This is a genomic window from Rhodococcoides navarretei (genome assembly GCF_038069675.1).
Lineage (GTDB): Bacteria > Actinomycetota > Actinomycetes > Mycobacteriales > Mycobacteriaceae > Rhodococcoides > Rhodococcoides navarretei.
Window position 1 is genome coordinate 3,021,349 of the sequence record NZ_JBBPCN010000001.1, and the last position, 24,001, is coordinate 3,045,349.

Here is a 24,001-nt window from a genome sequence, read left to right on the forward strand (position 1 = left end):
TCGGACTGTCCTGCACCGCTTCTCGGATCGGTCACCCTCGGGACGCCGATCCACTCGTCGTGCGGCCGCGCCGGTCGGTCACGCGTCCGCGCAGAATCACCAGATCCGGGTTGGACAGCACATCCGGTCCCCCTCGCGGATCCTCGGAGTACACGACGAGATCCGCGGGAGCGCCGTGCTCCAGTCCCTGCCTACCCAGCCACGACCGGGCGTCCCAGCAGGCAGCACCGAGTGCGTCGGTCGACGAGAGTCCGACGGCAGCGAGTGCGGCGACCTCGTCGGCGATGCGGCCGTGTGCGATCGAACCACCTGCGTCGGTGCCTGCGTAGATGGGAATGCCTGCATCGTGAGCGCGTCCGACGGTATCTCCAACGCGCTCGTGCAGCGCCCGCATGTGCCGTGCATAGACGGGATACCGGGTGGCGGAATCTGCGATGCCGGGAAACGTCTCGATGTTGATCAGCGTCGGTACGAGGGCGGTGCCGTGATCGACCATCATCTCGACGGTCTCGTCGGTCAGGCCGGTGCCGTGTTCGATGCAGTCGATTCCCGCCGCGATCAGTCCGGGCAGGGCATCCTCGCCGAACACGTGGGCGGTCACCCGCGCACCCTCTGAATGGGCAGCAGCGATGGCGTCGACGAGGATGGAGTCGTTCCACAGCGGACGAAGATCACCCACCGAGCGATCGATCCAGTCGCCGACGAGTTTGACCCAACCATCGCCGAATCGAGCTTGCTGAGCCACCGCCTCGGGCAGTTGCGACTCGTCCTCGATGTCGATCGCCAGACCCGGGATGTATCGCTTGGGCGACGCGATATGGCGGCCCGCTCGGATGATGCGAGGAAGGTCCTCGTACTCGTCCAGTGCCCGGGTGTCGACCGGGGACCCGGCGTCGCGCAACAGCAGTGCGCCGACGCCTCGCTCGGTCTCGGCCTGCCGGATCGACCCGGTCAGGTCGGTGTGTCCCCCGCCGTATTCGATTCCGACATGGCAGTGGGCGTCGACAAGACCAGGCAGAATCCAGCCGCCGTCGTGCAGTACTTCTGCGTCCGCAATCGGCTCGGTCGACAGAACCTCGCCGTCGATCCAGAGGTCGATCTCCGTCCCGTCCGGCAGTCCACGGCCCCGCACCCGCATTGCCGACACGTGCGCGCTTACTTCTTCGGCAGTTTGAGCTGCGAGAGGTCGATGCCTTCGAGCCCGGGCGGCAACTGGTCGAGTCCCTTGGGCATGGACGACAGATCGGGCATTCCTGCAGGCATTCCACCCGGCATACCGGGGAATCCGCCGCGCATCTTGGGCTGCGTCGGGCCGCGGGCACCCTTCTTGCCCTTCTTGCCCTTCTTGTTGTTCCGCACCTGCTTGCGCGCACCAGGCATGCCCATTCGACCGGCCATGGCCGACATCATCTTACGAGCCTCGAAGAACCGATCGACCAGCTGATTGACATCGGAGACCTTCACGCCCGAGCCGTTCGCGATGCGGAGCCTGCGCGATGCGTTGATGATCTTCGGGTCGGTCCGTTCCTGGGGCGTCATGCCGCGAATGATCGCCTGAACGCGGTCGAGCTGCTTCTCGTCGACGTCGGCGAGTTCCTTCATCTGGCCGGCACCGGGCAGCATGCCCAGCAGGTTTCCGATCGGCCCCATCTTGCGGACGGCCATCATCTGCTCGAGGAAATCGTCGAGCGTGAGTTGGCCCGAGCCGATCTTGTTGGCCGTCGCCTCGGCCTGCTCGGCATCGAAATGCTGCTCGGCCTGCTCGATGAGGCTCAGCACGTCGCCCATGCCGAGGATGCGGCTGGCCATACGATCGGGATGGAAGACGTCGAAGTCCTCGAGCTTCTCGCCGGTCGACGCGAACATGATCGGCTGGCCGGTGACCTCGCGGACGCTCAGCGCGGCACCGCCGCGAGCATCGCCGTCGAGCTTGGTGAGCACGACACCGGTGAAGCCGACGCCGTCGCGGAACGCCTCGGCGGTGCTGACGGCATCCTGACCGACCATCGCGTCGAGAACGAACAGTGTCTCGTCCGGCTCGACCGCGTCGCGAATTCCCGCGGCCTGACTCATCAGCTCGGTGTCGATACCGAGGCGACCGGCGGTGTCGACGATGACCACGTCGTACTGCTTGCTCCGAGCCTCGGCGATGCCGGCCCGGGCGACCTCGACGGGATCCGCGGCCGAGACGCCGAGTGCATTCTCGCCGCCGCCGATGGACGTGCCCGGATGCGGCGCGAAGACCGCGGCACCGGCGCGCTCGCCCACGATCTGCAGCTGACTCACGGCACCGGGACGCTGAAGGTCGCACGCGACGAGCAGGGGGGTGTGGCCCTGGCCCTTGAGCCATTTCGCGAGCTTGCCCGCGAGCGTCGTCTTACCCGAACCCTGCAGACCGGCGAGCATGATCACCGTGGGCGGGTTCTTGGCGAAGACCAGCCTGCGAGTCTCGCCGCCGAGGATGCCGACCAGTTCCTCGTTGACGATCTTGACTACCTGCTGGGCGGGGTTGAGCGCGCCGGAGACCTCGGCACCCTTGGCCCGGACCTTGATGCGGTTGATGAATTCACGTACGACGGGCAGTGCCACGTCCGCTTCGAGCAGGGCCAGACGGATCTCACGGGCGGTGGCGTCGATATCCGCGCCGGACAGTCGACCTTTGCCACGCAGGTCCTTGAGAGTCCCGGTCAACCTGTCGGAAAGGGATTCGAACACCGATTGCACTCCTGAGCTAGCCGATCACCGAAAACGAGCCGAATCCGGCACGGTCACCAGACTAGCGTCAGCGCGCCGCGTCGGCGCTGGGGAGTTCGACAGTCGTGTCGAACACGGAGATGATGCCCGGTCAGGCGCTGATTGCGGGATCGGTCCACGTCACTGCCACGCCACGCGTCGCGAGCCACTGCGCGGGATCGACCTTGACGCCGGCCGAATCGTGTACCTCGAAGTGCAGATGCGGACCTGTCGACTGACCACGGTTGCCCACGGTCGCGATCTGTTCACCGGCCGCCACGCGCTGGCCGGCTCGAACGGAGAAGTCGTTGACGTGCCCGTAGACCGTCTCGGTCCCGTCGTCGTGCAATACCTTGACCCAGAGACCGAACCCGGCCGCAGGTCCGGCATCGGACACCGTGCCGTCGGCGGCGGCGTAGATGGGCGTCCCGATGGGTGCGGCGATGTCGAGTCCGCTGTGCTGAGTGCCCCATCTCGATCCGAAGTTGGACGTCAGCACCCCTGCCACGGGCTGCACTGTCGCCTTCTTCAGCGAGCGCAGACTCTCGAGAGGCGATGCCACTCCTGCACCCGATCCACCGAGGCCGACGTCGTCGAGCCACTGCTGGGCTGCAGCTCCCACCTCGGGGCCGAGGGCGGCCAGCGGCTCCGGAGTCGGTACCTGCGTGACGGCATCCGACGGGACTCCGGACAGATCACTCGGCGGGGCCGGAGCCAGGTCCGGTGCGGCCTGCGGCGGCGCACCGACAGGCGGCGCGAACGTCGGTAGCTCGAACTGCGGTGGCGTGAACTGGGGAAGCTCGAATCCTGCCGGCAGCAGACCCTCCGGGATGGCGAAAGGGAATCCGGCCGTGGGCGGCTCCGGCACCGGTGCCGCGCCTGCGGTACCTGCTCCCATCGTCGTGGCACCGACGACGATGGCACCGGTGGCGGCCACGATGGTGGCCGCACGCCGACCGGTCTCCTGAACGTCCTCTGCGGCGCGATGTTTGCCGCCCGATGCAGCCGATGACGTGTCGGCCGGTACGTAGATGTTCGACCGTCGGTGTGATCCCACAGTTCGTGCCTCTCGAAATATAAGAAGTGGTGCCTGCACGAACGCCGAGACGCTCGAGCAGCGGAGCCGGCAGTCCGACCCGAGGGGCCCGCTGCGCCAGGTGACGAACATAACAAATCGGTATCGAGGGTAAACCCATCGGCCGATAGTTCGTGAAATGTCACCACGACATGTCGATACCCGACGTGCTTCCGACCAGCGGTCAGGTGCCCTCCGGCTTTTCCGGGGGTTTCGGCGGTTCCGGTGCCGGGACGACCGCGAGGATGGCGCGCTCGAGGTCCTCGCGAACCGCCCTGCTGTCTGCTCCCGCCAGATCGATGCAGAACGAGTCGACCACCGAGCTGCCCAGCGTCGAGACGCGGGCCCAACGGATGTCCGACCCCTGCTGTTCGATCGCACTGGCCAGCCTGCAGAGCAGACCGAGCCGATCCTCGGCTCGCAGTTCGAGTACCACCTGACCGGGTTCGTTGTCGTCGAACCACAGCACGCGAGGCGGAGCCTGAGCGTAGAGAACAGGCACTGCGGATTCCTCGCCGTCGTCCTCGACCGCTTCGGCGCGGGCGTCGCGTTCCTTGGCATCGAGCACGGCAACGAGGTCCAGTTCACCGGCCTGCGCGCGAATGATCTCCTGCCGAAGCAGGCCTGCCTGCGGCGGCGCTCCGAAGAGCGGCGCAACATCGAACGAGTTGATCGCCGACCCCTCGTGACTGCCGAGAGAGGCCGAGAGCACGCGTAACGAATGCAGAGCCAGGACTCCCGCGGCATCGGAGAGCAGCCCTGGGGTGTCGGGCGCGATGACCGTGACGACGAAGGTGTGCAGACCCTCGGTCGGCGCGATGTCGACGTGAACGCCTCCTCTCGACGCGAGTTCGATGTGCGCCGGGTCGAGCGGATCCGGGGAGGGCAGGGACTCCCCCGCCATCACCAATCGGCAGCGACGCACGAGCTCGCGAATGAGCGAGGCCTTCCAGTCGCCCCACACCCCGGGTCCGGTGGCGAGCGAATCCGCCTCGGCCAGAGCATGAAGCAGCTCGAGCAGGATGGTGTCGGCACCGAGCGCGACGACGACGGTTTGCACGGTTGCGGGATCGTCGAGGTCGCGCCGGGTTGCGGTCTCCGGCAGCAGTAGGTGGTATCTCACCATCGCTGTCAGCAGCGCCACATCGGAGGGCCACAGCCCGAGCCTGTTACCGATCTGGATTGCCAGATCGGCACCGACGACGCTGTGGTCGCCACCGCGTCCCTTGCCGATGTCGTGAATCAACGCACCGAGCACCAACAGGTCCGGTCGGGCGACACGGGTGGTCAATGCGCTTGCGTAAGCTGCAGTTTCGACCAGATGCCGATCGACCGTCCAGGTGTGCACCGCATCTCGCGGCGGCAGATCTCGAACTGCACCCCATTCCGGAATCAGCCTGCCCCACAAACCGGTTCGATCCAGTGCTTCGATCGCTGCGATGGCCTTGCGACCCGATCCGAGCAATACGAGCAGATCGTTGAGGGCTTCTTTGGGCCATGGTTCCCGAAGTTCGGGAGCGCTGTCGGAGAGCCGATTGAGGGTCGACGCAGACATCGGCATTCCGGTCTGGGCCGATGCCGCAGCGACGCGCATGATCAGACCTGGGTCCTTGTTCGGTCGAGCGTCGCGGGCGAGAACGACTTCGCCGCCGTGCTCGACGACACCCTCGTCCAGCGGCCGCCTGACCGGGACTCGACGCAGTCGCGAAAGGCCCCGCCTCGGAAGCGAATTGCCCGCAGTTCGCAATCCGACGTCGACCGAATAACTGATGGTACGGGCCGAATCGCTCAGTACGCGAGCAAGATCGAAGCGGTCACCGATGCGCAGCGCGGCACCGATCTCGTCGGCGTCCTGTGCGCGCAGTTGATCCCGTGCTCGACCGGCTACGCGATGCAGCTCGGTGCGCACATCGAGCAAGCGTCCGTGAGCGAATGCCAAACCACCACCGGGTGATTCGGGCCCGAGACCGGGCATTCCGTCGGTCAGTTGGGCAATGGACAGTGCGTCGAGCAACTGCACGTCGCGCAGTCCGCCGCGGCCGCTCTTGAGATCGGGTTCGGCACGGTGCGCGATCTCACCGCTACGCGCCCACCGACCGCGGGTCTGCTCGATCAGCTCGTCGAATCGTCCGCGAATGCCGTTGCGCCACTGACGTCGCACGCCACCGATGAGGAGGTTGCTCAATTCCACGTCACCGGCGATGTGACGCGCTTCGAGCATTCCGAGCGATGCCGTCATGTCGGCTGCGGCAACCTGCAGCGCCTGCGGCACCGTTCGCACGCTGTGATCGAGCTTGATGTGCGCGTCCCACAGCGGGTACCAGAGCTTGTCGGCAACGTCGGAGACGATGCGAGGTTCCAGATCGTCGTGCAGAAGAATCAGGTCCAGATCGGAGTACGGCAGCAATTCACGGCGTGCCAGTCCGCCGACTGCGACGATCGCGAACCCGGAGTCGGGCTTGATCCCGAGCTCTGCACCTTTGGTGGTCAACCAGAATTCGTGAAGATCGACCAGAGCCTGTCTGAGGGAGGGTGCATCGAGACGACGGTTGCGTGTTCCTCCGTCGAGTAGTTGTTTTCTGGCCCGAGCGAGATCCGCTGCAGCATCGCTCGTGCCCTTCGATGCGGAGCCCGTGGAGACCGAAGGCCCCGATCCTGACGCTTTCGCGCCAGAACCGGGGCCCCCGGCCCGAGACCCTTTGGGGTCAGAGTGCATCAGCGCCACGTTCTCCGGTGCGGACTCGGATGACCGAGTCGACCGGGGAAACCCAGACCTTGCCGTCACCGATCTTGCCGGTGCGCGCAGCCTCGACGATGACCTCGACGACCTTCTCCACAGCGGCGTCGTCGACTACTACCTCGACACGTACCTTCGGGACGAAGTCGACCGAGTACTCCGCACCACGGTAGACCTCGGTGTGGCCCTTCTGACGACCGTAACCCTGAACTTCACTGACGGTCATTCCGAGTACGCCGGCCTGCTCCAGCCCCGTCTTGACGTCCTCCAGGGTGAACGGTTTGACGATTGCCGTGATCAGCTTCATTTTTGCTTCCCTTCACAAGACCTCGAGTGCCCGTTGTCGTACGGTGCAGCGTTCACGTCTATCTCTACCTTGTCAGGCGAAATCATATGCAGTCTCGGCGTGCTCGGCTTCGTCGATGCCGTTCGCCTCCTCCTCGTCGGTCACACGCCAGCCGAGAGGCTTGAGGGCGAGCGCGATGACCGCGGTGACGATCGCGGTGAAGACCAGTGCGAACAACGCGATGACGATCTGCACGACGAGCTGCTTGTAGTCACCGCCGTAGAACAGGCCGGTTTCGGATGCGAGGAAGCCGATTCCGATCGTTCCCCAGAGACCTGCGACGAGGTGAACGCCCACGACGTCGAGTGAGTCGTCGTAGCCGAACTTGAACTTCAGGCCGACAGCGAGTGCGGAGAGCACACCGGCGATGACGCCGAGGATCATGGCGCCGACCGGCGTGAGTGCACCTGCGGCCGGGGTGATGGCGACGAGACCGGCGACGATGCCCGAGGCAGCGCCGAGGCTGGTGGCGTGACCGTCACGGATGCGCTCGGTGATGAGCCAGCCCACGATGGCGGCGGCAGTGGCTGCGGTGGTGTTGACCCAGGCCACCCCGGCGATGCCGTCTGCGGCGAATGCGGAACCGGCGTTGAACCCGAACCAGCCGAACCAGAGCAGTGCTGCACCGAGCATGACGAACGGCAGGTTGTGCGGGCGGTAGGCAACCTTGCCGAAGCCGGCACGCTTGCCGATGATGATCGCCAGAATCAGGCCTGCGATACCGGCGTTGATGTGCACCACGGTGCCACCGGCGAAGTCGATCGGAGCCACACTGGCGACGAGTCCCCCGTCACCGTCATCCGTGGTCCCGAAAATCATTGCGGCCAGACCGTTCTCGGATCCGGAGAGCAGTCCGCCGCCCCAGACCATGTGTGCCAGCGGGAAGTAGGCCAGGGTGACCCAGATACCGGCGAACGCGAGCCAGGTGCCGTACTTGACACGACCGGCGATCGAACCACTGATCAGTGCGACCGTGATGATGGCGAAGGTGACCTGGAACGCCACGTCGATGACGTTGGCGTAACCCCATGCGCCGGCGATGTAGTTGCCGTCCGCATCGGTGATCGAATCCTTGAGTCCGAAGAACTCGAACGGGTTGGCGAAGACACCGCCGATGTCCTGGGTTCCGTAGGACATCGACCAGCCCCACAGGAAGTATATGATCGAGACGACGGCCATCGCTCCGAACGACATCATCATCATGTTCAACACGGACTTCGACTGCGACATACCGCCGTAGAAGAACGCCAAGCCCGGCGTCATCAGCAGTACCAGCGATGCTGCCATCAGCATCCACGCGGCGTTGCCGGAGTTGGCCAACATATCCTCGGGACTCACGTACACCCTCCATTCTCCTGCACACCGGTTGGCGCGCCGTTACGCAAGAAGAGTGGTTTCACGAGGTTTCATCCGTGACACTCGGGTGTTTCGGACATGTGAACGGATGACCGAATTCTGTTGCTAAAAGGTTTCGTGCTGGCGTTTGTGCTTTTTCCCCGGTTCGTGGGCCACCCGCCGGGAGACGTCAGCCCAACAGAGCATCGACGAAAGCGCCCGGCTCGAACGGAGCCAAATCGTCGGCACCTTCACCGAGCCCGACGAGCTTGACGGGCACCCCGAGTTCGCGCTGCACCTGAAAAACGATGCCACCCTTCGCGGTTCCGTCGAGCTTGGTCAGCACGACCCCCGTGATGTTCACGATCTCGGCGAACACCCGGGCCTGTGTCAGTCCGTTCTGGCCGACGGTTGCGTCGAGAACGAGCAGAACGTCGTCGACGTGGGCCCGCTTCTCGATGACTCGCTTGACCTTGCTCAGTTCGTCCATCAGACCCGATTTGGTGTGCAACCGTCCCGCGGTGTCGATCAGAACCACATCGACGCCGTTCTCGATCCCCTTGCTCACCGCGTCGAAGGCGACAGCGGCCGGATCTGCGGCCTCCTTGCCGCGCACCACCTCGGCACCCACTCGCTCGGCCCAGGTCTGCAGCTGATCGGCCGCAGCGGCGCGGAACGTGTCGGCGGCACCGAGCACCACCCGCCGCCCGTCCGCGACCAGCACGCGAGCCAGCTTGCCGGTGGTCGTGGTCTTGCCGGTGCCGTTGACCCCGACCACCAGCAACACGGCCGGCGTGCCCTCGTGCGGCAGCGCACGAATCGACCGATCGAACTCGGGGTGCAGCTGGGCCACGAGAATCTCGCGCAACAGGGCTCTGGCATCGGCCTCGGTGCGAACACTGCGCGCGGCCATCTGCTCACGCAGGGTCCGCATGATCTCCGCAGTCGTGGCCGATCCGATGTCGGCGATCAGCAGGGTGTCCTCGACCTCTTCCCAGGAATCCTCGTCCAAGTCGCCGCCGCCGAGCAATCCGAGCAAGCTCTTGCCCACCGCGGACTGAGACCGCGCCAGGCGGCCGCGGAGACGATCGAGCCGACCCTCGGTCGGATCGATGGTGTCGAGTGCTCGAGGCGCGGGATCAGCCGTCTCGGGGGCGGTCGGCTCCTCCACCACTGCAGGCTCGGGTTCGAGCACCTCCGGCTCGATCCGAACGGGGTCCGATTCGACAGGTTCGGGTGTGGCCACCACCGGCGGCGGCTCGATCGGCGTGGTCTCGCCGGGGACGTCCTCGACCGGCTCGGTCTCGGCAGGCTTCGGCTCGGCAGGCTTCGGCTCGGCGGGCCTGGGGGCCTTCGGGACGACGGGCTCGGCGGTCGCCGTGCCCTGGCTGAACGAGAAACCGCTGCCCGCGGTGTAACCACCGGATCTGTCCTTGGTGGCCGCGTCCTCGATCCGCGCCGCCTCGTCCGACTTCAGCGACACTCTCCGTCGGCGGGAGAGCACCAGCCCGACGACGAGAACGACCAGTAGGACAGCGGCGATCGCCGCGACGATGATCCACGCTTGGTTACTCACGTACCCCATCCTGTCAGGCGTTCACGGCCGTTCGTCACCGGTGGTGCTCCGCCCGAGAAAAGCACTGTCCCTCACCCGAGCCGTGTCGATAGCATCGACGCCCATGGAGTGGACCACGGTGCGCGACGCCGCCGAACTGACCGAGATGTTCGGAGAGCCGAGCTTTCGAGCCGCGAACAAGGACCGCAGCACACTGCACCCGCTGGACGTGCAATGGCTCGCTGCCTCGCCTTTCTGCTTGCTGGGTACTTCGGACGCAAGCGGACGATGCGACGTCTCCCCCAAAGGTGACCCGCCCGGCAGCCTGGTGCACGTCCTCGACGACGCCACGATCGCTCTCGCCGAACGCCCCGGCAACCGCCGGATGGACGGCTATCGCAACATTCTGGAGAACCCGTTCGTCGGGCTGAACTTCTTCGTCCCCGGTCGCGGCGACACCCTCCGAATCAACGGCCGAGCCTCCCTGGTCACCGACGCCCCGTTCTTCGACGAACTTCAGGTCAAGGGGCATCGCCCGATCATGTGCCTCGTCGTCGACATCGAGCAGGTCTTCCACCACTGCGCCAAGGCGTTCATGCGGTCCAAGTTGTGGCAGCCGGAGACGTGGGATGCGGAGTCCATTCCCGATGTCGCGTCCCTGACGAAGGCGCTGATTCCGCAGGCCCCTGAGACCGTCGAGGAGCTGCGCGAGTACTACGGGCCATCCTACGCCGAGCAGCTCTACCCGAAGCAGTAGCTCAGCAGCTCGAACCTCAGCTGTCGGATTCGGCGGCAGGTGCCGCATCCGGCTCGATCGCATCCGGCCCGGTCGCGTCCACTGCGACGCGTTCTCGGTTCAACCGCTGCGAGATGACCGTGGTGATGCCGTCGCCGCGCATGCTGACGCCGTACAGCGCGTCGGCCACTTCCATCGTCGGTTTCTGGTGCGTGATGACGATCAACTGCGACTTCTCCCGGAGCTGCTCGAACAGGCCGATCAGTCGACGCAGGTTGGTGTCGTCCAGTGCAGCCTCGACCTCGTCCATGACGTAGAACGGTGACGGGCGGGCGCGGAAGATGGCGACCAACATCGCCACCGCGGTCAGCGATTTCTCGCCTCCGGAGAGCAACGAGAGCCGCTTGACCTTCTTACCGGGTGGCCGCGCCTCGACCTCGATTCCGGTGGTGAGCATGTCCGACGGGTCCGTCAGAATCAGCCGGCCTTCGCCGCCGGGAAAGAGTTTGGCGAACACTCCGGTGAATTCTCTTTCGACGTCGAGCCAGGCTTCGGTGAAGACCTGCAGGATGCGCTCGTCGACGTCGGCGACCACGCCGAGCAGGTCCTTGCGCGCGGATTTGACGTCTTCGAGCTGAGTGGACAGGAAGTTGTAGCGCTCCTCGAGGGCCGCGAACTCCTCCAGGGCGAGCGGGTTCACCTTGCCGAGGGTGGCGAGGTCACGCTCGGCGCGTTTGGCGCGCTGCTCCTGCGCCGCTCGATCGAACGGCATCGGGGCCGGTGCCACCACCTGCTCGCCCCGCTCCTTCGCCGCTTCGTACTCCGCCATCTCGAGTTCGGTGGGAGGCAGCGCCACATCGGGCCCGTACTCGGCCACCAGGTCGTCGAGGCCGATGCCGTGTTGCTCGAGAATCGTCGTCTCGAGTTGTTCGATCCGCAGCGCTGCCTGTGCGCGGGCCACCTCGTCCCGGTGCACGGCGTCGGTGATCGACGCCAGCTGCCCCTGCAGGGCTCGAACCTGCTCCTTCACCTTGTCGAGTTCAATTGTGCGCGTAGTTCGTTCGGCGGAGAGCTCGTCCCGCCTACGGGCAGCAGCAGCAACGACCGTGGCCAACCGCGCGGCGACTTCTTCACCCGATTCTCCGACCGCCGCTGCCACTGCGGCCGCATGCCGGCGCGCTGCGCTCTCGCGTTCGGCTCGCGCCCTGGCCTCACGTTCGGCTCGCGCCGCCCGTCGAAGCGAATCCGCCCGGCCTCGCACGGACTGTGCGCGCTCTTCGGCGGTCCGCACGTTCAACCGAGCTTCGACCTCGACGGCACGTACTTCGGTGAGCGCAGCTGCTGCCATCTCCCGTTCCATGGTGATTGCTGCATCACCGTCTTCGCCCTCTCCCGCGAAACCGGACTGTTCGTTCTCCGCCGTCCGCACGCTCTCCTCCAGCTCGGCCAGCCGCTCGATCGCTTCTTCGCGACTCGCTTCGGCAGAGCTACGCTGCGTGGACAATCGCGCGGACTCCGCATGCGCCGAGCGTGCGAGCTGACCCAACCGGCCCAACTGCTCGTACACCGCGGCCATCGCGGCATCGGATTCGTTCAGCGCTGCGAGCGCTTGTTCAGCCGATTCGCGCCGATCACGCTGCTCCTCCAATGCTCCCGAGAGTGCTGCATCGAGCTCCTCGGAACGGCGCACGGCCGCAGCCAACTCGACCGTCGACGTATCGATCGCCGACTGAACTTCGAGAGTGCTGGGTCGACGGTCCGAGCCGCCGGTGACCCAGCCGGGTTCGACGACATCGCCGTCCTTGGTCACCGCGCGCAGTTCACCGGCGTCCGAGACGAGCCGGTGCGCGGCATCGAGCGATTCGACGGCCACCACGCCGTCGAGCAATGCCTCCATCGCCCCTGCCAGCCGATCCGGATACTCGATCAAGTCGAGAATCCACCGAGCGCCACTCGGGAGGTCTGGACGTCGAACCGATTGTGCTGCAACGACACTGCCGTGCACGATGGACGCGCGGCCGCCGTCGGCCGCACGCAGAGCGAGCACGGCATCACGCGCGGCATCGAACGATTCGGCGTGTGCTGCATCGGCAGCCGGACCCATGGCCACTGCCACTGCGATCTCGTATCCCGGCTCGACCGTGAGGTGGCCTGCGAGCAGACCCGACAGACCGTCCTGCTGGTTCTCCACCAGCCACCCGGCACCGTCCTTGCGTTCGAGGCCCATCGTGAGCGCTTCGATCCTGGCCTCGAACGACGCCACCTTCTTGCCCGCGATGCGTTCTTCGGCCTGCAGTTCGGTCACTCGGGCGTCGGCATGTCGAAGCGCGGCGACGGCTCGTTCGTAATTGGTGTCGAGGCTCAGTTCACTCGCATCGAGGGTGCCGATCTGATCCTGAACGCTCTCGAACTCACGCTGAGCCGATTCGCCCCGCTCTCGGGCCTCGTCGATGGCCACCGACAAGCGCTCCACCTCCGCGTCGATCGACTCGACCTTGGTTCGGAAGGTGTCGACCCGGCCGGACAGGCGCGCGAAACCCTCGCGGCGGTCGGCCACTGCGCGCACCGCGGCGAGGTGGGCACGCTCGGCGGCCGCAGCAGCCGCTTCGCGCTCGGCCAGCTGCTCCCGTGCCGCCTCGAGGGTTTCGCGCGCCATCTCGACGGCCTCGACGAGTTCCAGTTCTTCTTCGGCGACGCGCTCGGCCTGCGCTTCGAGCTCGTCCGGATCCTGTCCACGACCGGTGCTCTGGACGGCGTCGAGATGCCGAGCGCGTTCGTGCGCGATACGCACCGTCGCATTCACGCGTTCGGCCAACGCGGAGAGGCGAAACCACGTCTGCCCGGCCGCCTCGGCGCTGGGGGTCAAACGGGCGACGGCCTGCTCGTGTTCTCCGAGCGCAACGGTCCCGGCTTCGAGTGCCTCCTGTACCATCGCGTACTGCTCGCGCGCCGCTTGCTCGTCCTGGGTCTGATTCGCGAATTCCTCGCGTCTGGCCACCAGATCGTCGGCCACCAGTCGCAACCGGGCATCGCGCAGGTCGGCCTGGACGGTCTGCGCACGACGCGCAACCTCGGCTTGCCTACCGAGAGGCTTGAGTTGACGGCGCAATTCGGTCGTGAGGTCCGTCAGCCGCGCCAGGTTGGCCTGCATCGCGTCGAGCTTGCGGACGGCTTTTTCCTTGCGCTTACGGTGTTTGAGCACCCCGGCTGCTTCTTCGATGAAGGCTCGACGGTCCTCGGGGCGCGATTCCAGGATCGCTGCAAGTCGGCCCTGCCCCACGATCACGTGCATCTCGCGGCCGATACCGGAGTCGCTGAGCAGTTCCTGGACGTCCATCAAACGGCACGAGCTGCCGTTGATCTCGTACTCACCGGCCCCGTCGCGGAACATACGCCGGGTGATCGAGACCTCGGAGTAGTCGATCGGCAGCGCGCCGTCCGAATTGTCGATGGTCAGAGTCACCTCGGCTCGGCCGAGCGGGGCTCGACCCGACGTGCCGGCAAAGATGACGTCTTCCATTTTGCCGCCGCGCAACGCTTTGGCACCCTGTTCACCCATCACCCAGGTCAGCGCATCCACAACATTGGATTTGCCGGAGCCGTTGGGACCGACGACACAGGTGATTCCGGGCTCGAAACGAAGAGTCGTCGCCGAAGCAAAGGACTTGAAGCCCTTCAGCGTCAGACTCTTGAGATACATAGCGTCCGTACTTTACCGGCACGCTGCCCGAAAGTGCGCCGAGCCTCCCGCAACGGACGATCAGCGTTCGACGAAGCCCGTCAGATCTCCGCGGGCGGTGTCCCAACTCTCCACGACAAGGGTGACGGTGCCCGGGGTCCGATCCCCTCGGAGCAAAGCGAGAAGTGCCTCGAGACGCTCACGTGGGCCCTCCGCTATCACCAGGACTCGTCCGTCCGCGTGGTTGGTCGCGTGACCGACAAGTCCCAGTTCGAGCGCTCGCGAGCGAGTCCACCACCGGAAGCCGACGCCCTGAACCAGGCCGTGCACCCATGCCGTCAGCCGTTCGTCGCTCACGAGCGAGCCAACTTTCGGACGGTTCCGTCGAAACTGATGGCGTACAACGCCGTCTCGTCGAATCCGACCCCGCCGAAGGCGACCGACGAGGTCAGCGGGACACCGGTGGCTATCACGCAGGTCCCGCCGGATTCCGGGTCGATACGGACCACCCTGCCGGCGAGATTCTGTGCGAGATAGATACTTCCGTCGTCGCCGACGGTCAGGTCGTCCGACATCGCCAGTGTTCCGATACCGTCGATGCGAATGCGCGCGGACGGCCCGGACGGGTTCTTCTCGTCGAGCACGGTGAGCGTCGTCTCGAGATCGAACGTGTTGGCCACGTAGATCTTTCCCCCGCCGATACCGATTCCGTTCGCCGTTCCCACGTCCGTACGTACCGTCGACACGGCGCGATCGGACGTGATCCGGCTCAGGCCTGCAGCGGCACCGAGGTTCCGAGTGGTGAACAGATCACCCGACTGCGATCGCGCCAGCCCGTTGGGCATCGCCAGGCCCGACGCATACGTCGACCGAGTCCCCGTACCGAGATCGATGGTGTCGACGGTGCCGGTTCGGGTGTCGACAAGCCCTGCGGCAGCGCTGTTTCCGGTCGTGAAATACAGCGTGTCATCATGGGCGACCAGTCCGCCAGGAGAATCGACGTCGGCCACGAGTGTGCCCCGGTCACCGTTCGGCGCGACGGTACGCAGAGCGCCGGGTCCGATGGGAGAGGTCTCGGACACGATCATCGAACCGCGGCCGTCGAACTCCAGATTCTCGAGCATGCCGAATCCCGACGCCACCGTGCTCACCGACCACGGAGCGCAGCTGCTCGACGCCTCCGCGGTGGGAGCCAGGGCGGCCGACGCCGCGAGAACAAGGCCCGCCACGACGGCCGCTGCCCCCACCTTCATCAGGCGTCCACGTCGATATCCAGGTTGATCGTCGTACCGGCCTTCAGGGTCCGCCCGACGGTGCACACCTTGTCGATGGCGCGCTGGACGACCGTGAGCAGACGCTCCTGAGCCTCGGGGTCCATTGCGCTGAGGTCGACTCGGAGAATCTCGTTCAGTTCCGGATACCGCTCGTTCTCGCGATCGGCGGCACCGGAAACCTCGACGGTGGCGGAGTAGTCATCACCCAGTCGACGCGAGAGCGGTAGGTCCGAGCTCATGCCGGTACAGGCGGCGAGTGCGATTTTCAGCAGCTCGCCGGGGGTGAAGACGCCTTCCACCGACTCGGACCCGACGAGCACTTCGGCTCCTCGGGAGCTGCGGCCGGTGTAGCGACGGGTGCCTGTGCGCTCGACCCAGAGGGTGGTCGGCGTGCTCTGTTCTGCCATGACGGAGATACTAGGCGGGTCGTTCAGGAGTGGAGCCTGCGGAATGACCCGTGCACTCAGGAGTGGAGCCTGCGGAATGACCTGTTGACTGTCAGCCGCGTACGTGTCGGGGTCGCGGCTGGCAGGTGGGGCAGCTGAACGACGAGCGGTTCATGAACTTCTCACGCCGGATCGGTGCTCCGCACCGCGAGCAGGGCAGACCCTCCTGACCGTAGGCGTCGAGGGAACGGTCGAAGTAGCCCGATTGTCCGTTGACGTTGACGTACAGGGCGTCGAACGAGGTACCGCCCTGCGCCAGGGCCTCGCCCATCACCGCGTGCACCGCGGTGAGAAGGCGCCGCAGCGCCGGCCGCGTCAGAGTCTCCGCGATTCGATTGCCGTGGATCTTCGCGCGCCACAGCGCCTCGTCGGCGTAGATGTTGCCCACGCCCGAGAGCACGGTCTGATCGAGCAATGCCCGCTTGATATCGGTGTGCTTGCCGCGCAACACGTTCACCACGGATTCGGCGTCGAACAATGGATCTATCGGGTCGCGGGCGATGTGTGCGACCGGTTCGGGTACCTCTGTGCCGTCCACGGTGACGATCGGAGCGAGCGCCCAGCCGCCGAACGTGCGCTGGTCGACGAAGCGCAGATCGGTGCCGTCGTCGAGTCGAGCACGAATTCGCAGGTGCTTCTCGTCCGGGGCGGACGGCGGCTGCACCAGCATCTGACCGCTCATACCCAGGTGCACGACGGTCGCGAAATCGCCGGGTTCCATCACCAGCCACAGGTACTTTCCGCGCCGTCGAGCGGAGGAGATGCGCTGACCGCGCAGCTGGCCGATCAGGTCCAGGCCACCGAGATCGTGACGCCGCACGGCGCGGGGGTGCAGCACCTCCACCGACCGCACCGTCCTGCCGACGACATGAGACTCCAGACCGAGCCTGACGACCTCGACCTCGGGCAGTTCCGGCATCAGGATTCGTCGGGTGCCGACTCGGCCGGAATCGCAGTGTCGTTGTTCGACAGCGTGTTCCACGCCAGACTGGCAGCCTTCTGTTCGGCTTCCTTCTTCGACCGACCGATACCGACACCGCGCGGGAATCCACCGACCAACACGGTCGCGGTGAATTCCTTGTCGTGATCGGGCCCGGTGGACGAGATCTCGTACGCGGGAACGCCGAGTGAACGTTCGGCGGTCAGTTCCTGCAGGCTCGTCTTCCAGTCCAGCCCTGCACCGAGCTTGGGAGCTCGGTCGAGTAGGCCCGCGAACAGCGTCAGAACAACGGTGCGCGCGACGTCGATGCCGTGCTGGAGGTGAATTGCACCGAGCATCGATTCCATGCCGTCCGCGAGGATGCTCGGCTTGTCGCGTCCACCGGTCTGCTCCTCGCCCTTACCCAGCAGCAGGTGACGACCCAAGCCACCGTCACCGAGACCGCGCGCGACCTCCGCCAGGGCATGCATGTTGACCACGCTCGCCCTGATCTTGGCCAGCTGCCCTTCGGACTTGTCGGGATGAACCGTGTAGAGATGCTCGGTGACCGCGAGACCGAGAACCGAGTCCCCCAGGAACTCGAGGCGCTCGTTCGTCGGCAGACCGCCGTGCTCGTACGCAAACGACCGGTGTGTCAGAGCCAGGGTCAACAACGGCTCCGATAGAGAGACACCGATAGCGGCGAGGAGCGACTCTCGGTCGTCCCCGCCGCTGACGGCAGTGGAGCTATTCTTCTGTGAATCGCTGTTGTGCCGATCCACTACTTCGTGTGTCACGTAAGCGGAAATCAGACCGCTGCGACGACCTGGCGGCCCTTGTAGGTGCCGCACGAGGGGCATGCGATGTGGGGCAGAGTCTTCTCGCCGCAACCGCGGTTGGGGCACGTCACGAGGGTGGGCGCAGTGGTTTTCCACTGTGCACGACGCGACCTCGTGTTGGAACGCGACATTTTGCGCTTCGGGACAGCCACTTACTTCTCCTCGGCTTCGTTGTTCACAAGTTCTGTGCTCGGTTCTGGATCCACGCCAAATTTGGCTGCAAGACCAGCCCAGCGAGGATCAATTGTAACGTGACTGTGGCCGGATTCAGCAATCGCCAGGCGAACGCCGCATTCTGGGCACAATCCCTCGCATTCGTCACTGCACACGGGGTGGAGTGGAAGCTCCAGACCGACCGCGTCGACAATGACGGGTTCGAGATCTATCAGGTCGTCGACGATGCGGTGGATCTCGTCCGCATCGGTGGTCTCCTCGGTGATGCTGTTCGGGTAAGCGAACAACTCGGTCAAGTAGACGTCGACGGTGCCACCGACCGGATCGAGGCACCGCGTGCACTCTCCGGCGGTGACTGCTCGTACGGAGCCGGTGACGAGAACGCCCTCCGAGACCGCCTGCAACTGCAGATCGAGCGAGACCGGGACACCGGCTTCGATGGCAATGGCATCGAGGCCGATTCGGGAAGGAGCAGGAACCGTCCGCTCGACGGCCTTCGTCGACCCGGGTCGACGACCGAGGTTGAGAATGTCCAGAACGAATCCGTCGTCCAGTTCCGGACGGGTCGTTCTCTTGGGCGGGGGCACGGCTGATCTTCCTTACTGTCGGTATGCCTACTGTCGGTAAGCAACCCCACAACGGTACGCATGCGTGCATACGAGGGCAAATCGCTGCCGTTCAGTGTCGGCTGCGACGCCCCTGCTCCTGGTTTCCGTACGCGGATTCGCCGTACGGTTCGCTGCCGTATTCCGGCACACCGGAACCTGTTCGCAGTTGCTGACGCCCACGGCCGACCGACCGAATGGTGCCGCTGAGGAACTCCTCGAACTCGGCCAGCTTGGTGTCGACGTACACGTCGCACTCGCTGCGCATCCGATCGGATTCGGCGTGAGCGCTGTCGATCACCCGAGCCGACTCTGCGTGGGCTGCCTGGACGACCTCGGTTTCCGAGACGAGCCGGTTCTGTTCGGCGGTACCGTCTGCGACCGACCGCTCGTACGACGCCGTGCCGGACTCGATCATCCGGTCGGCCTCGGTGCGAGCGCGAACGGTCAGGCCCTCGTACTCACGCTGGCCTTCGAGCACCGTTCGCTCGGCCTCCGCCTCGGCATCGGCCACGAGCTGGTCGGCGTGCGCGGACGCCTCGGACACCATGCGGTCTGCCTGAGCCTTGGCGTCGGCGAGAATGCGGTCGGCAGAATCCCGAGCGTTCTCCACCGTGTCCTGGGCCTCGGCATTGGCGGTGCTGACCGTTTTCTCCGCAGAGGCCCTGGCATCGCCGACGAGCTTGTCGCGATGGTCCAGTACGTCCTGTGCATCGTCCAGTTCACCGGGGATGGCGTCTCGGACGTCGTCGAGCAGTTCCAGTACATCTCCGCGAGGGACGACGCACCCGGCAGTCATCGGAACGCCGCGCGCCTCCTCGACAATGGCGACGAGCTCGTCGAGCGCCTCGAATACGCGGTACACCGGTTACCCCAATCGTCGAATCTGCCACTGTCGATCCCGCCCGCGTCGCGGTCGAGACCCACAGCTCTCTACTGCTCAGTCTGCCCGGCGATGCGTGCGTCTGCGCTATACCTGCTCGGTGTGTCGCTGCGCGAACTAGTCTGCTGCCCTCTCGGCGATCCGGGCCAGCAACCGTTCCTGGACGAACGGCGGTAGCATCCCGGTCACGTCTCCCCCGAAGGTTGCGACCTCCTTGATCAACGAACTCGACAAGAAGCTGTGCGCAGGATTCGCCGGCAGAAACAGCGTGTCCACGCCGGTCAACGTTCTGTTCATCTGCGCCATCTGCAGCTCGTAATCGAAGTCGTTGGCGCTGCGCAGACCTTTGACGATCGCCGAAAAGCCCTCTTGCCGAGCGTAATCGACCAGTAGGCCGTACCAGGAACCGATTCTCACGTTGGGCAGGTGATCCGTCGCGACCTCGAGCATCTCGATGCGCTCGTCGACGCTGAACATGCCCTTCTTGCTCTTGTTCACCATCACCGTCACGACGACCTCGTCGAATGCGGCGGCAGCCCGCTCGAAGATGTCGATGTGACCGGTGGTCACCGGGTCGAAGGATCCAGGACACAGTGCGCCAGTCATTCCGCGAACCTATCAGCCGATCCCGGGTTCGATCGCTACGATCGTGCCGCGATCTCGATTCGACTCTCGCCGTACTTCTTCGACTTCTCCGGAACCAGCCCGGTCGGCCATTCGGTTTCCGGCGAACGCGACGATCGCTCGAGCACGACCACCGCGTCGGGCGCGAGCCATCCCCCGGTGACGAGCCTGTCCAACAGGCCGGCGACCGCGGCGTCCGTGACCGCATACGGCGGGTCGGCCAACACCAGGTCGTAGGCGTTGTCCGCTGCCCCGGCCAGCACCGAGGCCACCGGGGCACACCGAACCGATGCGCCGGGTAGACCCACCGATTCGATGTTCTTTCGCAGCACTGCCGCCGCTCGGGCGTCCGATTCGACCAACACCGCCGACGTTGCTCCCCGCGAGATCGCCTCCAGCCCCAGCGCTCCCGATCCCGCGAACAGATCCAGTACCGCAGCACCATCGAAATCCATCCGACTCTCCAGCGAGCTGAACAGAGCTTCCCGAACTCGCTCGGAGGTGGGGCGGGTGCCCTGGCCCGGAACCGACAATCGTCGACCGCCCGCGACACCCGCCACGATCCGCGTCATTCGCTGCCTGCCTCTTCGCCCGTCGACCCCCCACCGATGACGACGAGCAGATCTCCGCCCTCCACCTGCTGCACGCCCGAGATCGCCAAGCGTGTTACGGTGCCGCCGCGAGGAGCAGTGATCGCGGCTTCCATCTTCATCGCCTCGATCGTGGCGACGGTATCGCCGGCCGAGATCTTCTGTCCCTCTTCGACGGAGAGTGTCACGACACCCGCGAACGGTGCCGGGATATGACCGGAATTCGATCGATCCGCCTTCTCGACCGTGGGTGCCTCACTCGAGATCGACCGATCGCGTACCGACACCGGACGCAACTGTCCGTTGAGGATGCACATCACGGTGCGCATACCGCGCTCGTCGGGGTCGGAGATCGCCTCCAGCCCGATGAGCAGTTCGACGCCCTTCTCCAGTGCCACCCGATGCTCCTCGCCCTGCCGCAGCCCGTAGAAGAACTGGTTGGCCGACAGCCGCGTCGTATCGCCGTATTTCTCGCGGTGAGCAGCGAGTTCGGCAGTGGGACCGGGAAACAGCAGACGGTTGAGAGTCTGCCGACGCTGAGCCGAGGTGCCGTCGAGGTTCTTCTCGTCCTCGTCGGTGAGCGGTGTCACCGGCTTGCCCTCGCCGCGACCCTCCAGCGCCTTCGTCCGCAACGGTTCCGGCCATCCACCCGCAGGAGTGCCGAGATCGCCGCGCAGGAATCCGATCACCGAATCGGGGATGTCGTAGCGACCGGGATTCTCGGCGAATTCCTCAGCGGACGCGCCGGCACCGACCAGAGCCAGAGCCAGGTCGCCGACTACCTTCGAGCTCGGCGTCACCTTGGTCAAACGACCCAACATGCGGTCGGCCGCAGCGTAATTGGCCTCGACGGTCTCGAACCGATCACCGAGCCCGAGCGAAATAGCCTGCTGCCGTAGGTTCGAGAGCTGTCCGCCGGGGATCTCGTGGGTGTAGACGCGGCCCGTCGGTGCCGGCAGCCCGGACTCGAACGGCGCGTACACCTTTCGCACGGCTTCCCAGTACGGCTCGAGGTCGCAGACGGCCTGCAGATCCAAGCCGGTGTCACGCTCGGTGTGCGCGGCAGCCGCGACGATCGCGGACAACGCAGGCTGGCTGGTGGTGCCTGCCATCGCCGCGCTGGCACCGTCGACGGCGTCGGCCCCGGCCTCCCACGCCGCCAGGTACGTCGCGAGCTGTCCACCGGGTGTGTCGTGCGTATGCACGTGCACGGGCAGATCGAAGTTCGAGCGCAGCGCCGTCACCAGTGTCTTGGCTGCGGGTGCGCGGAGCAGCCCTGCCATGTCCTTGATGGCGAGCACGTGCGCGCCTGCGTCGACCATCTGCTCGGCCAGCTTCAGGTAGTAGTCCAGCGTGTAGAGGTTCTCGTTCGGGTTCGACAGATCACCCGTGTAGCTCAGTGCTACCTCGGCGAGCGCCGTGCCGGTCTCGCGCACGGCATCGATGGCCGGACGCATCTGATCGACATTGTTCAGCGCGTCGAAGATACGGAAGATATCGATGCCGGTGTCGGTGGCCTCGGCGACGAAGCTACGGGTCACCTTCTCCGGATACGGGGTGTAGCCGACGGTGTTCCTGCCGCGCAGCAACATCTGAATTGCGATGTTCGGCACGGCCTCTCGCAAGCTCGCAAGTCGCTCCCACGGATCCTCGTGCAGGAATCGCAGTGCCACATCGTAGGTGGCACCGCCCCACGCCTCGATGGACAGCAGCTGCGGCGTCGTGCGGGCAACGTACGGGGCGACGCCGAGCAGTCCGCTCGTGCGCACTCGCGTCGCGAGCAACGACTGGTGTGCGTCACGGAAGGTGGTGTCGGTGACAGCGAGGGCCTTCTGGTTGCGCAGATCGCGGGCGAAGCCCTCGGGCCCGAGTGCGAGCAGACGCTGCCTCGAACCATCGGGAATCGGAGCAGAGAAGTCCACCGTGGGGAGCTTGTCGTGCGGGTACACCGGGGACGGACGCTCGCCGTGCGGCTTGTTGACCGTCACATCGGCCAGGTACGCGAGAATCTTCGTGCCGCGGTCGCCCGAGGATCGCGAGGTGAGCAGTTCCGGGCGCTCCTCGATGAACGAGGTGGTGACGCGACCGGCGGTGAAGTCGGGATCGACCAGAACCGCCTGCAGGAACGGAATATTCGTCGCGACACCGCGAATTCTGAACTCTGCCAACGCTCGTCGAGCACGCGCCACGGCCGTGTCGAAGTCTCGACCGCGGCAGGTGAGCTTGACGAGCATCGAGTCGAAGTACGCGCCTACCTCCGCGCCGAGCGTCGTACCACCGTCGAGGCGAACGCCTGCACCGCCCGGCGTGCGATACGCGGTGATGCGTCCGACGTCCGGTCGGAATCCGTTCGCCGGATCCTCGGTGGTGATGCGGCACTGCAGAGCCGCCCCGCGCAACACGATGTTCTCCTGCTGCAGACCCAGATCCGCCAATGTCTCGCCCGAGGCGATCCGCAGCTGAGACTGCACCAGGTCCACATCGGTCACCTCTTCGGTGACGGTGTGCTCCACCTGGATTCGAGGGTTCATCTCGATGAAGACGTGATTGCCACGGGTGTCGAGCAGGAACTCGACGGTGCCGGCACACGAGTAATCGATCTGCTTGGCGAACGCGACGGCGTCGGCGCAGATCTTCTCACGCAATCCTTCGGGCAGGTTCGGAGCCGGAGCGAGCTCGATGACCTTCTGATGCCGACGCTGCACGCTGCAGTCACGCTCGAACAGGTGCACCACGTTGCCCTGACCGTCGGCGAGGATCTGAACCTCGATGTGCCGGGGATCGATCACGGCCTGCTCGAGGAACACCGTCGGATCACCGAAGGCCGATTCCGCCTCGCGCGCAGCAGCTTCGATGGATTCGCGCAGCTGCTCGGGCTCGGCCACTCGGCGCATGCCTCGACCGCCGCCGCCGGCGACCGCCTTGACGAACAACGGGAACGTCATCGATTCCGACGCGGCGACGAGCTCGTCCACATCGGACGACGGTTCCGACGACGCCAGAACGGGGAGCCCTGCAGCCTTGGCCGCCGCGATGGCCCGCGCCTTGTTTCCGGTCAGCTCGAGCACGTCGGCGGACGGGCCGACAAAAGTGATACCGGCCTCGGCGCACGCTGCGGCCAGATCCGGGTTCTCCGAAAGGAATCCGTACCCGGGGTACACCGCGTCCGCACCACTCCGCTTGGCGGCGGCGACGATCTCGTCGACCGAGAGATAAGCGCGAACGGGATGCCCCTTCTCCCCGATCTGATAAGCCTCGTCGGCCTTCGTCCGGTGCACCGAGTTCCGGTCCTCGAACGGGAACACCGCAACGGTCGAGGCCCCGAGTTCATAGGAGGCGCGGAAGGCACGGATCGCGATTTCACCGCGGTTGGCAACCAAAACTTTGGAGAACATTGGCTCAACTTACCCGGCGGCATGAGCCACCGAGGTGTACTGATCCCACGATGCGG

20 protein-coding genes are annotated in these 24,001 nt (G+C 65.6%); 1 reads left to right on the top strand and 19 read right to left on the bottom strand.

Annotated features, from left to right (window positions below; all coding sequences use genetic code 11):
* Nucleotides 1-31: 31 nt before the first annotated feature.
* From AABD04_RS14210 to ftsY, 7 genes are all read right to left on the bottom strand, one after another.
* Entirely contained in the window at nt 32-1,138 is a 1,107-nt protein-coding gene (locus AABD04_RS14210) for an amidohydrolase family protein (protein WP_341443056.1), read from the bottom strand.
* Between the two features lie 17 nt (nt 1,139-1,155).
* Nucleotides 1,156-2,715 carry a signal recognition particle protein gene (gene ffh / locus AABD04_RS14215; RefSeq protein ID WP_243609792.1) on the bottom strand — a complete coding sequence of 520 codons (1,560 nt, stop codon included), beginning with the start codon at nt 2,713-2,715 and terminating at the stop codon, nt 1,156-1,158.
* Between the two features lie 130 nt (nt 2,716-2,845).
* A complete protein-coding gene (locus AABD04_RS14220) occupies nt 2,846-3,790 on the bottom strand; it encodes a M23 family metallopeptidase (protein WP_341441560.1) in 945 nt (314 codons plus the stop codon).
* 202 nt (nt 3,791-3,992) lie between these two features.
* Nucleotides 3,993-6,524 (bottom strand): [protein-PII] uridylyltransferase, encoded by a 2,532-nt coding sequence (locus tag AABD04_RS14225; RefSeq protein ID WP_341441561.1) that lies wholly within the window; start codon nt 6,522-6,524, stop codon nt 3,993-3,995.
* Entirely contained in the window at nt 6,514-6,852 is a 339-nt protein-coding gene (locus AABD04_RS14230) for a P-II family nitrogen regulator (protein WP_019664269.1), read from the bottom strand. The genes AABD04_RS14225 and AABD04_RS14230 overlap by 11 nt, the downstream gene beginning before the upstream one ends.
* Nucleotides 6,853-6,924: 72 nt before the next feature.
* A complete protein-coding gene (locus AABD04_RS14235) occupies nt 6,925-8,214 on the bottom strand; it encodes an ammonium transporter (RefSeq protein ID WP_243609898.1) in 1,290 nt (429 codons plus the stop codon).
* Between the two features lie 202 nt (nt 8,215-8,416).
* On the bottom strand, nt 8,417-9,802 hold the full coding sequence (gene ftsY, locus AABD04_RS14240) for a signal recognition particle-docking protein FtsY (RefSeq protein ID WP_423228150.1): 1,386 nt from the start codon (nt 9,800-9,802) through the stop codon (nt 8,417-8,419).
* A gap of 103 nt (nt 9,803-9,905) precedes the next feature.
* Here ftsY and AABD04_RS14245 point away from each other — a divergent pair, with 103 nt between their 5' ends.
* On the top strand, nt 9,906-10,538 hold the full coding sequence (locus AABD04_RS14245) for a pyridoxamine 5'-phosphate oxidase family protein (RefSeq protein WP_243593386.1): 633 nt from the start codon (nt 9,906-9,908) through the stop codon (nt 10,536-10,538).
* Nucleotides 10,539-10,554: 16 nt separating this feature from the next.
* Here the strand turns inward: AABD04_RS14245 and smc are convergent, their stop codons facing one another.
* The 12 genes from smc to AABD04_RS14305 all read right to left on the bottom strand — a co-directional run bounded on the left by smc (nt 10,555) and on the right by AABD04_RS14305 (nt 23,945).
* Entirely contained in the window at nt 10,555-14,217 is a 3,663-nt protein-coding gene (gene smc, locus AABD04_RS14250) for a chromosome segregation protein SMC (RefSeq protein WP_341441563.1), read from the bottom strand.
* A 60-nt stretch (nt 14,218-14,277) separates the two neighbouring features.
* Entirely contained in the window at nt 14,278-14,553 is a 276-nt protein-coding gene (locus AABD04_RS14255) for an acylphosphatase (protein WP_300520711.1), read from the bottom strand.
* A complete protein-coding gene (locus AABD04_RS14260) occupies nt 14,550-15,449 on the bottom strand; it encodes an SMP-30/gluconolactonase/LRE family protein (protein WP_341441564.1) in 900 nt (299 codons plus the stop codon). Before AABD04_RS14260 ends, AABD04_RS14255 begins: the two co-directional genes overlap by 4 nt.
* On the bottom strand, nt 15,449-15,877 hold the full coding sequence (locus AABD04_RS14265; protein WP_341441565.1) for an OsmC family protein: 429 nt from the start codon (nt 15,875-15,877) through the stop codon (nt 15,449-15,451). Before AABD04_RS14265 ends, AABD04_RS14260 begins: the two co-directional genes overlap by 1 nt.
* A gap of 91 nt (nt 15,878-15,968) precedes the next feature.
* Nucleotides 15,969-16,835, bottom strand: a complete 867-nt coding sequence (mutM, locus tag AABD04_RS14270) for a bifunctional DNA-formamidopyrimidine glycosylase/DNA-(apurinic or apyrimidinic site) lyase (RefSeq protein ID WP_341441566.1) — start codon at nt 16,833-16,835, stop codon at nt 15,969-15,971.
* Entirely contained in the window at nt 16,835-17,617 is a 783-nt protein-coding gene (rnc, locus tag AABD04_RS14275; RefSeq protein ID WP_341441567.1) for a ribonuclease III, read from the bottom strand. The genes mutM and rnc overlap by 1 nt, the downstream gene beginning before the upstream one ends.
* A gap of 26 nt (nt 17,618-17,643) precedes the next feature.
* On the bottom strand, nt 17,644-17,826 hold the full coding sequence (gene rpmF, locus AABD04_RS14280; protein ID WP_032397784.1) for a 50S ribosomal protein L32: 183 nt from the start codon (nt 17,824-17,826) through the stop codon (nt 17,644-17,646).
* The gene (locus AABD04_RS14285) at nt 17,827-18,435 is read right to left on the bottom strand and encodes a YceD family protein (protein WP_243593392.1); all 609 of its coding nucleotides are present in this window, start codon (nt 18,433-18,435) and stop codon (nt 17,827-17,829) included.
* 91 nt (nt 18,436-18,526) lie between these two features.
* The gene (locus AABD04_RS14290) at nt 18,527-19,318 is read right to left on the bottom strand and encodes a DivIVA domain-containing protein (protein ID WP_243593393.1); all 792 of its coding nucleotides are present in this window, start codon (nt 19,316-19,318) and stop codon (nt 18,527-18,529) included.
* 135 nt (nt 19,319-19,453) lie between these two features.
* Nucleotides 19,454-19,942, bottom strand: a complete 489-nt coding sequence (coaD, locus tag AABD04_RS14295; RefSeq protein WP_243593394.1) for a pantetheine-phosphate adenylyltransferase — start codon at nt 19,940-19,942, stop codon at nt 19,454-19,456.
* 35 nt (nt 19,943-19,977) lie between these two features.
* The gene (rsmD, locus tag AABD04_RS14300) at nt 19,978-20,532 is read right to left on the bottom strand and encodes a 16S rRNA (guanine(966)-N(2))-methyltransferase RsmD (protein WP_341441568.1); all 555 of its coding nucleotides are present in this window, start codon (nt 20,530-20,532) and stop codon (nt 19,978-19,980) included.
* Nucleotides 20,529-23,945 (bottom strand): pyruvate carboxylase, encoded by a 3,417-nt coding sequence (locus AABD04_RS14305; RefSeq protein WP_341441569.1) that lies wholly within the window; start codon nt 23,943-23,945, stop codon nt 20,529-20,531. Before AABD04_RS14305 ends, rsmD begins: the two co-directional genes overlap by 4 nt.
* Nucleotides 23,946-24,001 lie beyond the last annotated feature (56 nt).